Consider the following 13,021-nt stretch of genomic DNA (forward strand, 5'->3'; position numbering starts at 1 on the left):
GAAGGAAAAAACAGAACAGGAACCATTTTGGCGGTTGCTGTAATATGAATCTCGATTAGCCGTGTTGGAGACAGAAAGGGGGTTTGATGAAGGAAAAGACCTTGTTGCAGTTGTTGAACCGGGTAAAAAAAACTCGGTTTGTGCGATCGCGATCGCGTAATATCATGTCAAGTAATTTAAGCATTATGGGTACGCAGCGAGGAATGCAAGTCCTCATACAATTGTGACGACGAAGGCCCTCACTACGAACCAATTTTATTGCGGTTGTTCTAGCGGACAGAATATAAGTTTTTATCCCAAATTCGCAAAGGGCGGATTTTTTTGTGTTTGGAGTTGCAACAAATATTGCGGGTAAAACCCGCGTCTACAACCACTGACTAAAAACTAAATAATTTAGCTATGAACAGTACCGTCGGGTAAGATTGTACCTGTTAATGTAGTCCGGGTAAGTTTGACCATAACTCGATCGCCGTAACCGATTTTCGCTCCTGTTAAGTCAGCACCGCTCAAGTCAGCACCGCTCAAATCGGCTCCGATTAAGTTGGTTTCTCTCAAGTTGGCATTGATCAAACAAGCTCCTAACAAATTGGCCCTGAACAAGTTTGCTTGGTGCAAATTAGCGCCTGTGAGATTGACGTTGTGTAGAAAAGCATCACTTAAGTCGGCTTCACTCAGGTTTGCATTGCTCAAGTTTCTTCCAGAAAAATCCTTTTCTTTTAAGGAAGCTCCTTGGAAGTTGGAACCGCTCAAATCGGGAGCTTGGGGGCCAGCTTGGCGGTAAGACTGAGATGGCGGCGGCTGCGATTGGTAGCGGGAGGCCTCTGAATAGGGCCCTGCAGGGTTTCCCCCATAGTTTCCCGCATAATTTCCAGGATATTTTCCTGAAGAGGGTTCAGAAGAGTAGCGGGGTTCTTTTGGGTTGGCCGGTGGTGGCTGGGTGTTTGGATACTGAGTATTTCTGTACTGATTGTTTTGGTACTGAGTGTTTTGGTACTGAGTATTGGGTTGCTGATTGTTTTGGTACTGAGTGTTTTGGTACTGAGTATTGGGTTGCTGGGTATTTTGTTGCTGGGTGTTTCTGTACTGGGTATTTTGTTGCTGGGTATTTTGTTGCTGGGTATTTTGTTGCTGGGTGTTTCTGTACTGAGTATTTTGTTGCTGGGTATTTTGTTGCTGGGTATTTTGTTGCTGAGTGTTTTTGTACTGAGCGTTTTGTTGCTGGGTAGTTTGTTGCTGAGTGTTTCTGTACTGAGCGTTTTGTTGCTGGGTGTGTTTGTGCTGGGTGTTTTGTTGCTGGGTGTGTTTGTGCTGAGTATGTTTGTGCTGAACGTTCTGATTCTGACCTCTTGGTTGAATCGATCGCAATTGTTCGCGAGCTTGATTAATTTCCTTAATCTTTTCTTCAGCTTTCTGTAGTAGTCTGGGATTGTCTTTGGGGATGCGATCGGGGTGCCAAATGAACGCTAAATCCTTGTAGGCTTGGCTAATTTCTTCTCTGGAAGCTCCCGGCAACAGTCCCAGCACTTTATAGTATTGGTCGAGGTCGTTCATTGTACCACCTTTCGCTTTAAGAAATTAGGAATTAAAAATTAAGATCGGAGCAAAAGCCGTTCTCAAAGCTTGCTTGTCCGATCGTGCATTAGATGAACAATAACTCAGCTAAGCCGCTGCTGGCAAAAAGTCTCGAATTCGCTGCAAGTATGTTGCAGCATCCTCCAGCATCGGAAAGTGAGCCGTATTCGGAATTATAACAAATTCTACTTTTTTGCTGAGGGAGGCCGCTTGCTCTCCCATGACGGCGGGGATAATTTGGTCAAATTCTCCTGCCACAAGCAGTGTGGGAACACTCAGCCGCGCAAATTCTTGGGGCATTTCCTCGGCTGCTCTTTTGCTGACGGCTGTCACCATTGTACCTATAGCAGCTTGCTCGTCTGCCATTAAAAAATCCTTGAGAAACGCCAGACTGACCTCTGTGGGCAGGGAACGGCGCAAAAACCGGGCCATAAATAGCCGATCGGCAAAAGGGATCGATGCCAGCCAAGATGGTCTAAATTTTACCACATAGCCACCGAATTTGTGAAAAGTTGTAAAGGCTTTTTCATCGTATTCAAAAATCCCGCTGCAAGTGAGAATTGCTTTTTCTACTTTTTCAGGGTAAAGGTTCAGAAATAAAGTAGCAATTGATGCACCTGTAGAGTGAGCATTGAGAAAGACGCGGCTTAAATTCAGAGATTCTAATAATTCCGCTAAGTCGTGGGCATAGGTTTCGAGTTCGTAGCTGGACTCAGGAGGCTCTTTCGGCAAGGGCGATCGACCAAAACCTCTCATATCGTAAAGCAAACAATCAAAATCATCAGCAATAGCCCGTGCCGTGCTTTCCCAGTAGCGCGCTGATCCCGCCCAGCCGTGCAGGAATACCATCACTGGTTTCCCGCTAGGTTGGGCCGTGTTATCTGCCGTTATCCACTCGTAATAATGTTCTACACCGCGAATTGAAATGAAAGACATGATTAAGTAGTTTTGAGTTGTGAGTGATAATTTTAAATCATATAGGAATGAGGGGCGATCGCGTCTCATATCAAATCCGGTTGCATCGTCCTGTATTCATCTCTGTATTCTCTCCCTCTGCGTTCTCTGCGCCCTCTGCGGTTAAATCATTCCGATGCTACCGGAAACGATATCAGTTAGCCGAACTCGTATAATGTAAGCAGCAAAAGATTAAAAGGAAATTTAATATGAAAGAATTAAATAAATTAGAATTGGATGGAATTAAGAACATGGGGGCAGTTAAGACTCAGGTAAAGCTGACCAATGCCATAGATGAAGCTCTAATTAGTCGGGGGTTGCTCGCGCCTCGGCTGTTGCGTGAGTGTGAAACAGAAGCTCTCGTAGATACAGGATCGGTTTACCTAGTAATTTCAGCAGAGATGGTACAGCAGCTAGGTTTACGAATTATAGGACAGCAGCTTGTTAAGTATGCTGATGGTCGTCAGGAAACCGTAGGAGTAACGGAGGCTATATTAATTGAAATTGAGGGGCGTAGGACTACCGAGGATGCTCTGGTAACAGGTGATGAGGTGTTGATTGGTCAGGTGGTTTTGGAGAAGTTAGATTTGCTTGTCGATTGTAGGAATCAGCGGTTAATCGGGAATCCCACTAATCCTAACTATCCTGTAACTTATATCAAGTTAACAGGCGGATGCTAAAAAAAACACCCAGATTACCAACTTCTTAAAAAAGTCGGTAATCTCAAAAAAATCTGCGTTAATCTGCGTCAACCCGCCCACATCTGCGGTCAAAAATTACCAACATAGGAACCAATCATAAATCTTAAGCCGCAGAAGCAGCCAGCCAAAATAAACCATCTACCAAAAGCGTGCTTAACACCGCGCCGCTAAACGCGCGCCAGTGCAGTTCTCGATCGCGCAAACTCAGCAAACCGACTGTTAGCAACACAGCGATTAAAACTAGAGCACAGCCTATGCCCCAAGGAGTTTCAATTTGACCGATCGCACTTTGAAAAATCGGCATAGCTAATTCCGGTTCCGCGTGCATCACTTGCCGCCAGTAGGGCATCAACCCAGTTAAATAAAAATATAAATCAGTAATGGCAGTACCGAATAGCGAACCCAAGTAAAAATAGCTGCCAACTTTTCCCCAAGATTTGCCCAAGCACCAAATAGCAAAAGGCAAGCCAATTGATTCTATAGGTAGATGTAAAATTGGTTCCCATCTAAACCAGCCCCAATAGATAGAACCTGCGAGCCAACATCCGGCAAATCCTAATAATAAATCTCCCCAAAGTTGTGTTTTGGGGCGGAAAATTAGAATTAAACTCAGAACGAACCAGGGGATAGTTGACAGCAAACTGATGGTTGGATATAAGCGCACTAACGGTGCTTGCACGAAGACGGGAATTGAGACTAAAAAAGCTGAGGCACCAAATATCAACCACTGTTTGATGCTGTTGGTTGTGGCTGAAGTGAGAGAATTGTCGAGGCGGGCGATGGTGGCAATAGGTGCGATCGCTGAGGATACTAAATTTAGATTAAACAACTGATTGGACTCCGTATTGTTTCAATAGGTGGACTAAAAATTTTGCTGCGGTTGTGGGTGCGACAGTCTCAATGCCGGCGGCGGTTTGGCTGACGTGCCAGCCTTTTGCCGTTTGAGGAGCTCGCCATAAATCCAAATGTTCGATCGCGGGATCTGCATAAAAGCTTTCTCCACCGCCACCGAGAATTGCCGAACTCCAGTGCGTAAAGCGATCGTGGCTGATTCGGTGGATCGGAAAATTGCCCCCCAGGGGTACTCCCCAACCGTCTAAGGCAAAAAATGCCCCGACTTTGCCGCCGAGTTGCTGCCACATCCAAGCCGCCCCGATCGCCCCGGCTACTCCTGCCGAAAAGCTGACAAATACTAGACTTTCTCCTGCTAAGTCTTCGGTGCACAAAAAGTGCAATATGTCAAGAGCCGAGAAAGGTGGATATTTATGAGCGGGAAAAATCTTGACACGATCGACTATTTGCTGGTTTGGGCGATCGGCTACCAGTCCCCAAAGCCCCGAAAGTCCCGTCAGGAAACAGTCGGTTAGCTTTGGTTCGTGGAATCCGGGGCAAATTACCAGTCTCATAGTTCGTCAAGAAAGTTAATATAGTTCGCAACATAACTTTATCATATGCCTACTATATCATATACTACCCCAGGGGATAGGGTGTTAAACTTATAATAGAGTCAAGTTTGAAGAGTATCCCCCCAAGTTAAATGCTGGGAACGCTCCAAACCGCATTAATCTTAGGCAAGGTCAGGGAGTCTTAAGAAAACATAAAAGTTATCCCCCCCGGCCCCATGCCCTGTCAAGCTTAGCAAAGGCTGATTCTAGTTTTAAGCTGTTCTGTATTTAGATTTAACTTTTCCGGCGGCGTCGAAGCTGACCCCACAAAAGCTTAAAGAAACAGGATTGTGAAAATTAGAGGCCTGCCAGCTTAGCTGCCCTACGAATTTCGGGTCAGGGTCAATCGATTTTAGATTTGAGATTTTAGATTTTAGATTGACCCCACGGATAAATGCGGCGGTGTGAGGATTTTCGATTTGGGATTGATTCCACGGATAAATCACGTGGCGGGTACCACCTTTGAAATTCTTGGTCAAAAAACCTACTTAGGAGTGATGCCCATCAATCCGGTTTCTAGGATAAATAAGAGGTTTGACCGGGAAGTATGGGCCAAGAAACCGGGAATCAGCCCCGCGCACGTCAGTCGTGCGATCGCACACAATGAAAAATCTCCCATTCCCCCTTCATCCTGCCTGGATCTCTTAGAATAAATAAAATTGAGGAATACAAAGTGGTTGCTTCTCCAGAAAAAATCGATTTCAAAACATCTGCAGCACCCGCAAGTAACGATCGCGTTGCTGTATTGCTGATGGGTTACGGCGAAGTCGAAAGCTACGACGATTTTGCCAACTACAACGAACAAGCTTTAAATTTGCTTACGGCAAAGTTTGCGCCAGTACCGCTTTGGATTTATCCGCCGCTGGCGAAGATTTTAGCAATCTTTGACTTGCACGAGTGGAGTCACCAACACGGTCAATTCGTTTCGCCGCACAATGCAATTTTTGAACAGCAGCGGGCTGGGATTGAAAAGAATTTACAGGAGAAATGGGGCGATAAAGTAAAAGTGTTCAAAGCTTTTAACTTTTGCGCGCCGTTTTTGCCGGAACAAGTAATCCCGCAAATTCAAGCAGAAGGATTTGACAAAATTCTGATTTATCCGCTGTTGGTAGTTGATTCTGTTTTCACCAGCGGCATTGCTGTCGAACAGGTGAATAAAGCTTTAGCACAAACCTTTGATGGTAAGGAACATTGGGTAAAAGGACAGCGCTACATTCCTTCTTTTTACGATGAACCTGCTTACATCCAGCTAATGGCGGATTTGGTTGAAGAGGAAATTAAGAACGATTTAGCTGTAGCGCATTTGCCTTCTCAGATTGGGATTGTGCTGATGAATCACGGTTGTCCGCACAAGGCGAAGGGCTTTACTTCGGGTATTGTGGAAAGTCAAGCTTTGTACGATCGCGTGCGGGAACGTTTGATGTATCGCTATCCTTTGATTTCGGTGGGTTGGCTGAACCACGACACGCCGCTGATTGAATGGACACAGCCGGATGCGACATTAGCTGCGAAGAATTTGATCGATCTGGGTGCAACTGCGATCGTCTTTATGCCGATCGGATTTGCGACAGAAAATCACGAAACTTTGTTAGATGTAGACCACATTATTGAGTCTTTGCAGAAACAGCGTCAAGGAGTTACTTACCGCAAATTGCCTTGCGTTAACGACCATCCAGAGTTTCTGAAAATGGCCGCTGAGTGGGCAAATCCGCAGATTGAAGCGTTGTTGAGTGAAACTGCGATCGCTGTTAATCCGAGTTTGGCTGCGGCGCACCGCGAGCACGCGCATTCTCATGAAGGGCACGGTCATTCTCATGGGGGACACGGGCATTCTCATGGTGATCACGGGCATTCTCATGGTGATCACGGGCATTCTCATGGCGGGCACGGGCACAGTCACTAATAGGACTTGGGCCTGAGAGCTCAGAAACCGGGTTTTTTGCGAAGATACTGCATGGAAATGGCAGATTTAGTGAAAAACCCGGTTTCTTTTGTTAGGGTGCGTAGGTCGAAATTTGGGCGAAAAGGGCGATCGGCTACGGGATAGCTATGCTTTACGGCTTTTTTATCAGATTTTCTGTGCTTGTCAAACATCCGCTTAGTCGCTACACTGTAGATACTCTGTATATACATTATTTTACCAAAGGTTGATTAACAGTAAGACTTTTTCTGACATTTGCTAACAATCACTTACATTTGCCTTCTGGTCTTCATGTCATATAGAATGAATTTAGCCACTCAGATGTAGGTGAAAAACCTTGGTAGTACGCAACCGCTATATAAATAAGTTGCCTCTACATTATCAAAGCAAATAATCAGATTGGCGTGGGGCTGTAAGCGATAACCAAGCTGAAGGCAAGAATATAAGTGCTTGTAGAAAATTCTACGGGCATCGGTTGATACGCCTTGGTTGATATCTGATCTCAACTTATGTATTTGTTAGCAAATGTTAGCAAAAAAGTATCGGTAAATTCCTCAGAGTAATATTACTAGCTAGGGCATCGGTACAGTATTAGGAGTTGACAAAAAAAGAGATGAAAGGCTTGTGAGATGAGGATTACATCTGTTCACAATCTTAAAGCATAGCTTTGAGCAGTGAACAGATGGATGACGAGGCGAACAAACTTCTTACTCACTATCTTGGGGAATAGGTGTTGCGCTCGCGCCCATTTTCCAGCTTCCCATCGCGCTCGCCTTACTTCTCTCCTAACTCGATTTTCGATTTTTTGCTGAAAATCAGTTGATCGCAAAAACCGGGTTTCTCCACAATCCAAAATCTTTTTGGTGAATATCAGACTGGAAAAAACTCGGTTTTTGCCTACATTATCTATTTCTTGAAGTTGAGCGTAGGCGTTTTACAAAGGTCAACACCATATAACTCAGTGGATTTGCCGTCTGAGTATTCGGCGCTGACATCAAAAATACAGCCCGCTTCCGAGCCGCCGTAGTCAGCTTGATCCCAAGAAAAATTTTGCGTTTCCCGATCGGCAATGGGGGACGGTAGCTCGTTTTTTCCCCAATCATTTGTATCGGGAGGGCCGATATAGATGGCTGTCATCGTCTTGCCGCTGTTGTTAATTACCGAAATTTTGATTATCTCAGCGAAAACGCTAGCTGCTGTCAGCGCTAACAGGGGCAGTGACAGCCCCGCAGCGATCGTTACTTTGCTTAACAACTTGTTAATCATTTACCCTCGTACCTCAAGAAGTGTGATATTTATTTAACTTTAGCAGAATACTTTTTTAAACGTCTCCTGCTCAATAGTCCGGACAGTTTTTATATGGCCCAATGGCTTATTCTCGGTTGACTTCGCAGCCCCTGTGGATAATTAAATCAATGTCAGCTCCACCCCGCTCGTTGCATTTAATTGGACTTTATTTATGATCCTTGCGCCGCGTAAGCTTGTAGTCTCGTTCCAAAAACTGTCCGGAGTAGTGCTGCTAAAGTAACACTAATTGAGGCGTATTAGCCACAACTTTATGAAAGCACCCTACAGGCCTGGAACTTAAATTATAAGCTTAGGAATGAGAATTAAATAACTTACACAAGGAAAGTGGGGTGTCCCGCCCGCCCTTTTTGGACGGGCGGGCGGGACACCCCACAATAACAATTACAATTGTAAGTTATTTAATTTGCGAGCCTTAAGCACAATCATCGTATTAATATCCATAATTTATCTTTACAGATTAGAGATTAGAGGAAAAGAAAAATTATTTGTCCGTACATTCCTGCTCCCATAATCTCTCTATTTAGCACTCGGTTGCGGATGCAAACAGTAGTCATTGCAGCCCATAAATGGGGTTTTTCGCTAAATCAAATTGCCGCTGAGTATGATTTAAGTGAAGCTCAAGTGAACGATGTATTCGCTTTTTATGCAGTCCACTGTCAGGAAATAGACGCCTCTATTGTCGCCGAACAAATTATCGAGCCTATCGTTCGTCGGCGGTATTCGCTTGAGGAGTTGGTTGGGGCGATCGCGCCTGAGAATCTTCATAATGAGATTGACAGTGGAGTTGCTGTGGGGAACGAAGTGTGGTGACACAATATTGCTATTTGTATGGTGCGTCGCTGTGAGATTTTCCTGCTAGTTGAAATAGCTACGGGAAGCGACGCACCCGAAGGTATTACTGTAGGGAACGAAGAGAGTTTCCTGTCATACTCACCAAATTGTTTGAATAGTAGTTAACGCTTGAATTTTTGCGTCGCGAGTAACTAACGGAAGACTCAAAGATAAAGCAGTAGCCGCAATAATCCTGTCTGGCATATCAGGAACCGTTGCCCTGTCAATTTGTTGAATAGTTGCCGAGATATTGCGATCCAAAGGTGCTAGCATAATCCCCACATTTGGATCGTCCGCAGCATTTAAAACTCGTGTCAGCACCTCGCCTGCCAAACGCCCTCGCTCAATCAAGTAAGAAATTTCTACAATTGTAATTGCGGAAAAGTAGATAAAATTTCCCTCATTAACCGCTTGCTCTAATGCTGTTAATGCTGCTGGCGACAATCTTGGCAGTTCAAAAATGTACCAAATTAGGGTATGGGTATCTGCTACGACTGAGGGCATCAAACAATATCCCTGGGAAAATTTCCCCACATTTCTTGTCGGGCTTGGGCGATGTCTTCTTCCGTAATATCTACTTTTAAATCAGCACACAACCCTTTGGCACTCTTTAGCGGTCGTTTAGCCATAGTTTTTTGTTGAAGAAATTCAGCAAAATCTAAAACTTCTTGCTGTCGTTCAGGGGGCAATGCCCGCAACTTATCTAAAACTGCTTGCTCTAAATTCATCGTTTATTGCCCTCCGTAATTACTCTAAAATTATCTTCACGCTTTTACTTACCAAATTCAAAAAATGTGCTTGCAACCTACTTACCATATTATAAGGTAAATCCCACAAAAAACTAACGCCTCTTGCATCCTAGTTTGAAATAATATTTTTCGGATTGGAGTGCGATCGCCTCTAATTTTGTAGGTGCGTCGCTATGAGATTTTCCAGCTATTTGAAATAGCTCAAGGCGACGCACCCTACGTTATGGCGATCGCCCCAACCAACCTATCAATCTCCGCCTCAGTTGTAAAATAGTGAACACAAGCCCGCACACAATCAGGATTAAGAATAGTCCTTACCATAATCCCCTGTTTTTCCAACAAATCGACAAGCTTTTTGTGCGGCATCCCATTAGTTAATCGAAACGAAACCAAACCAGCTTCCGGCGCAGATTTTCGCAAACATTCCACATCGGGAAGTTCCGACAAACGCTGCCAGAGATACTTACTCAAACGGCAGATTTCTGCATACCTTTCTTCAATCGTACCCCATTCATGTTGCAGGGCGATCGCACTCCGCAAACCCGCATACAAAGGATAAGCCGAAGTCGCAATTTCATAGCGCTGCGATCCAGGCTTCCACCCAAGAACTTTAGCATTAGCATCCGTCACAATTCCCCGCCAACCGATAAACACCGGATGCAAATCTGCCAAAGCTTCAGCACTCACATAAAGTCCCCCCAAACCTTCCGGGCCGCACCACCATTTGTGACCAGTAAAAGCATAAAAGTCAACCCCTGATTCAATCAAATTTAAAGGCAAAACCCCCACAGACTGAGCCGCATCAACTAACACCCTAACTTTGTGCTTCTTTGCAGACAAATCCTCTTGTCTCCCCCCTTGAATCAGGGAAAAATCCTCTTGCCTATCCCCTTGAATCAGGGAAAACCCCTCTTGTCCCCCCCCTTGGCAAGGGGGGGTTAGGGGGGGTTTTATATCTGTTTCCCCATCCCCTTGAATCAGGGAAAACCCCTCTTGTCCCCCCCCTTGGCAAGGGGGGGTTAGGGGGGGTTCATGACATAATTTCACAATCTCAGCCAGAGGCAAAACTTGGCCAGTATTCCACAAAATGTGACTGATTACCAACAAGCGAGTATTTGGCCGCAAACTATCAGCAATCACCGCCACCGGATCACCCTCATTCAAAGTAGCCGTCAACGGACAAATCGAAACCTCAATGTTGAAACGGCGCTGAAGTTCCATTACACTAGCTACAATGCCGGGGTGTTCGCAATCAGAAAGCAGCAAATGGTCGCCTGCTTTCCAGTCAATGCCCCACAGCGCAATATTGCAGCCGACGGTGACATCTTCAGTTAGGGCAATGGTTTCAGGAGGTACGGTCAACTCAGATGTGATCGCACGTCGCGTCAGCATCGCCTCCTGAACCACCCAAGCCCCCACCTCCCCCGAAAACGGCCCCCCAAGCTGCACCCGTTTGTAAGCCTGATAAATCGCGTCTAAAGCAGGCTCAGGCAGCGGCCCTTGTCCGCCGTAGTTAAAATAAGCTTTATTGGCCAAAGCTGGGAATTGTTGCCGGTGATTGTCCTTTGTCATTTTTTCTGGCGAATTATTGATAGCGTTAATATTGAATAAGTAATGCTGTGAATTTTATACCTTTTGCCTGATACTCTATGCCTTGCGAATACTAAATGTTAATAACTGACAAACTACTACTTTCCTATCAGCGATGCCATCTCCGAGCATTTTTAGATACCTGCGGAGACTGGAAACAACTCGACCCCCCCAGCGACTTTCTGCTGAAACTGATGCGCGACAGCGCCGCATACCAGCAGCAAGCTTTGGAACACGAGACTTACCAACAACCATATTATCCTAGAGGGGATTGGGAAGCCGGCGCGGCCGCTACATTGAGTTTAATGCAGCAAGGGGTCGATCGCATTTACCGAGGAGTTCTGATCCAGGGCGAATTCGGTCAAACCAACGGCGCAACAACTTCTCTGGTAGGAATTGACAGTCAATATTTCCCCGAATTTGGCGAAATCCCCGAAACTCCCGTTCATTTTTCATCCTCCAATCTTCCCTCTTCAAACATTACCCTGATCAGCCGCCCCCATTTATTAATCAAACAGCCGGGACAATCAAAATTTGGCAATTGGAGTTATATTACTGCGGATATTTGGCTTAGCAAGCGACCAAAACAAGAGTATCAAATTATCGCTGCTTTTCACGCCCAAGTTTTAGCTTCCGTACAGGAAACAATGCCCGAGGCTGCGTGGCTGATGCTGCGAAAAAAAGGGTGGTGGCAGGTGAATCTCGACCAGCGAACTCCTCAGATGTTCGAGATTTTAGATGATTGCATTCAGATGATAGAAAATCGGGATAAACCAGAGGTGTTTATTTCCCGGCAAAAGTGCAATCTTTGCGGTTGGTATACTATCTGTCACGCCGAAGCAGAATCTATTAAACATCTTTCCTTATTGCCGGGAGTTACTGCCAGCCGCTATGCTAGACTAAAAACTCTCGAAATTACTGATGTAGAAGCTCTCGCTAATGCTAGTTCCGAACTGCTTGCTGAGTATCCAGAATTCCCGGACAGAGTTGCTTTTGATGTGGTGCAGCAAGCTCGATCGCACTTGCTAAATCAACCGCTGTTGCGGGAAGAAGGAAGTTCGGCAACGGATTTTGTAACGGATGTAACGGATGTCAGTCCGATGGAAGTCGGAAGAGGGAAGAAGGAAGAAGGAAGGCAAGACACGGATTTTGACACGGATACAGGGATTAACGATCGAGAAGAACGTAGAAGTGAGAATTCAGAAGAACTTAACTCATCTGAAATAGTACCAGATATTGTAGACAATATCTTGAATGGCATCGCAGTTGAGGAAATAAAAATTAGAGAAAATAAGCCTGCGACATCTTCTATACCTGCGCCAATCCTCCGCAAGAAACCAATTCCCTATTCCCAATCTGTCTTTTTGCCGATCGCCCCAATCGAACTCTACTTTGATATTGAAGCCGAACCCGAGTTAAACTTAGATTACCTCCACGGAGTCTTAGTTGTTGACAGGTACAACAATACGGAAAAATTCCACGGTTTTTTAGCAGAATCAGCAGCAGAGGAAGGTGCAATCTGGCAGCAATTTTTAGAATTAATGTGGGCTTATCCTATTGCTCCGATTTTCCACTTTTGCGACTACGAAGTCAAGACTTTTAAGCGACTGGCTAAACTTTACAATACTCCCGCTTATTTGTGGAAACCTGTGCTGAAACGGTTTGTAGATATTCACAAACAAGTGACACAAAAGGCGATTATGCCGGTGGAAAGTTACGCACTCAAACCAATTGCCCGCTGGTTGGGTTTTGACTGGCGAGATGCTAAGGCTAATGGTGCTCAGTGCGTCTGCTGGTACGACGATTGGCTCAAAACTGGCGATCGATCGCTCTTGGAGGCGATCGTCCGGTACAATGAGGACGACTGTCGGGCTACATACATAGTTAAAGATTGGTTGACCAATTTTTTGCTGAATCATGAGCCGTGATTTTTAGATGTAATGAACCGCG

At 45.2% G+C, this 13,021-nt stretch carries 14 protein-coding genes; 5 read left to right on the top strand and 9 right to left on the bottom strand.

Annotation, left to right across the window (positions count from 1 at the left end; translation table 11 throughout):
* Positions 1-86: 86 nt before the first annotated feature.
* Positions 87-227, top strand: coding sequence for a hypothetical protein (locus tag QT990_RS10240; RefSeq protein WP_333306649.1), 141 nt, complete (start codon positions 87-89; stop codon positions 225-227).
* Positions 228-393: 166 nt separating this feature from the next.
* On the opposite strand, the gene QT990_RS10245 is transcribed toward QT990_RS10240, so the two are convergent.
* Entirely contained in the window at positions 394-1,551 is a 1,158-nt protein-coding gene (locus QT990_RS10245) for a pentapeptide repeat-containing protein (RefSeq protein WP_333306646.1), read from the bottom strand.
* A gap of 108 nt (positions 1,552-1,659) precedes the next feature.
* Entirely contained in the window at positions 1,660-2,508 is an 849-nt protein-coding gene (locus QT990_RS10250; RefSeq protein WP_333141652.1) for an alpha/beta hydrolase, read from the bottom strand.
* Positions 2,509-2,735: 227 nt separating this feature from the next.
* On the opposite strand from QT990_RS10250, the gene QT990_RS10255 reads away from it, so the two are divergent.
* Complete coding sequence (locus QT990_RS10255) at positions 2,736-3,206, top strand: aspartyl protease family protein (protein ID WP_332983681.1); 471 nt, start codon at positions 2,736-2,738, stop codon at positions 3,204-3,206.
* A 124-nt stretch (positions 3,207-3,330) separates the two neighbouring features.
* On the opposite strand, the gene QT990_RS10260 is transcribed toward QT990_RS10255, so the two are convergent.
* The 3 genes from QT990_RS10260 to QT990_RS10270 form a co-directional block, all read right to left on the bottom strand.
* On the bottom strand, positions 3,331-4,056 hold the full coding sequence (locus QT990_RS10260) for a DUF3120 domain-containing protein (protein ID WP_333465203.1): 726 nt from the start codon (positions 4,054-4,056) through the stop codon (positions 3,331-3,333).
* Positions 4,049-4,633 carry a hypothetical protein gene (locus QT990_RS10265; RefSeq protein WP_333411508.1) on the bottom strand — a complete coding sequence of 195 codons (585 nt, stop codon included), beginning with the start codon at positions 4,631-4,633 and terminating at the stop codon, positions 4,049-4,051. Before QT990_RS10265 ends, QT990_RS10260 begins: the two co-directional genes overlap by 8 nt.
* Positions 4,634-5,156: 523 nt before the next feature.
* Entirely contained in the window at positions 5,157-5,291 is a 135-nt protein-coding gene (locus tag QT990_RS10270) for a hypothetical protein (protein WP_333306642.1), read from the bottom strand.
* Positions 5,292-5,345: 54 nt separating this feature from the next.
* Between QT990_RS10270 and QT990_RS10275 the strand changes: the two genes are divergently transcribed.
* A complete protein-coding gene (locus QT990_RS10275; protein ID WP_333141645.1) occupies positions 5,346-6,575 on the top strand; it encodes a ferrochelatase in 1,230 nt (409 codons plus the stop codon).
* Positions 6,576-7,499: 924 nt separating this feature from the next.
* Here the strand turns inward: QT990_RS10275 and QT990_RS10280 are convergent.
* Positions 7,500-7,859, bottom strand: a complete 360-nt coding sequence (locus tag QT990_RS10280; RefSeq protein ID WP_190744682.1) for a hypothetical protein — start codon at positions 7,857-7,859, stop codon at positions 7,500-7,502.
* Between the two features lie 579 nt (positions 7,860-8,438).
* Between QT990_RS10280 and QT990_RS10285 the strand changes: the two genes are divergently transcribed.
* Positions 8,439-8,711 (top strand): hypothetical protein, encoded by a 273-nt coding sequence (locus tag QT990_RS10285; protein WP_333141639.1) that lies wholly within the window; start codon positions 8,439-8,441, stop codon positions 8,709-8,711.
* A 120-nt stretch (positions 8,712-8,831) separates the two neighbouring features.
* On the opposite strand, the gene QT990_RS10290 is transcribed toward QT990_RS10285, so the two are convergent.
* From QT990_RS10290 to QT990_RS10300, 3 genes are all read right to left on the bottom strand, one after another.
* Positions 8,832-9,236 (bottom strand): type II toxin-antitoxin system VapC family toxin, encoded by a 405-nt coding sequence (locus QT990_RS10290; protein WP_333141637.1) that lies wholly within the window; start codon positions 9,234-9,236, stop codon positions 8,832-8,834.
* Entirely contained in the window at positions 9,236-9,460 is a 225-nt protein-coding gene (locus tag QT990_RS10295; RefSeq protein ID WP_333141635.1) for a DUF2281 domain-containing protein, read from the bottom strand. Before QT990_RS10295 ends, QT990_RS10290 begins: the two co-directional genes overlap by 1 nt.
* A 237-nt stretch (positions 9,461-9,697) precedes the next feature.
* Positions 9,698-11,053: an aminotransferase class V-fold PLP-dependent enzyme gene (locus QT990_RS10300; RefSeq protein ID WP_333465204.1), complete on the bottom strand. Its 1,356-nt coding sequence runs from the start codon at positions 11,051-11,053 to the stop codon at positions 9,698-9,700.
* A gap of 95 nt (positions 11,054-11,148) precedes the next feature.
* On the opposite strand from QT990_RS10300, the gene QT990_RS10305 reads away from it, so the two are divergent.
* The gene (locus tag QT990_RS10305) at positions 11,149-12,999 is read left to right on the top strand and encodes a TM0106 family RecB-like putative nuclease (protein WP_333306638.1); all 1,851 of its coding nucleotides are present in this window, start codon (positions 11,149-11,151) and stop codon (positions 12,997-12,999) included.
* Positions 13,000-13,021: the final 22 nt, after the last annotated feature.

Source organism: Microcoleus sp. T3_B1, assembly GCF_036700445.1.
Taxonomy (GTDB): Bacteria; Cyanobacteriota; Cyanobacteriia; order Cyanobacteriales; family Microcoleaceae; genus Microcoleus.

Coding starts and splice junctions, on each gene's coding strand:
- QT990_RS10285 (WP_333141639.1), top strand. CDS start 8,439: ATGCAAACAGTAGTCATTGCAGCCCATAAATGGGGTTTTTCGCTAAAT.
- QT990_RS10300 (WP_333465204.1), bottom strand. CDS start 11,053: ATGACAAAGGACAATCACCGGCAACAATTCCCAGCTTTGGCCAATAAA.
- QT990_RS10245 (WP_333306646.1), bottom strand. CDS start 1,551: ATGAACGACCTCGACCAATACTATAAAGTGCTGGGACTGTTGCCGGGA.
- QT990_RS10305 (WP_333306638.1), top strand. CDS start 11,149: ATGTTAATAACTGACAAACTACTACTTTCCTATCAGCGATGCCATCTC.
- QT990_RS10270 (WP_333306642.1), bottom strand. CDS start 5,291: ATGGGAGATTTTTCATTGTGTGCGATCGCACGACTGACGTGCGCGGGG.
- QT990_RS10255 (WP_332983681.1), top strand. CDS start 2,736: ATGAAAGAATTAAATAAATTAGAATTGGATGGAATTAAGAACATGGGG.
- QT990_RS10295 (WP_333141635.1), bottom strand. CDS start 9,460: ATGAATTTAGAGCAAGCAGTTTTAGATAAGTTGCGGGCATTGCCCCCT.
- QT990_RS10240 (WP_333306649.1), top strand. CDS start 87: ATGAAGGAAAAGACCTTGTTGCAGTTGTTGAACCGGGTAAAAAAAACT.
- QT990_RS10250 (WP_333141652.1), bottom strand. CDS start 2,508: ATGTCTTTCATTTCAATTCGCGGTGTAGAACATTATTACGAGTGGATA.
- QT990_RS10280 (WP_190744682.1), bottom strand. CDS start 7,859: ATGATTAACAAGTTGTTAAGCAAAGTAACGATCGCTGCGGGGCTGTCA.
- QT990_RS10290 (WP_333141637.1), bottom strand. CDS start 9,236: ATGCCCTCAGTCGTAGCAGATACCCATACCCTAATTTGGTACATTTTT.
- QT990_RS10265 (WP_333411508.1), bottom strand. CDS start 4,633: ATGAGACTGGTAATTTGCCCCGGATTCCACGAACCAAAGCTAACCGAC.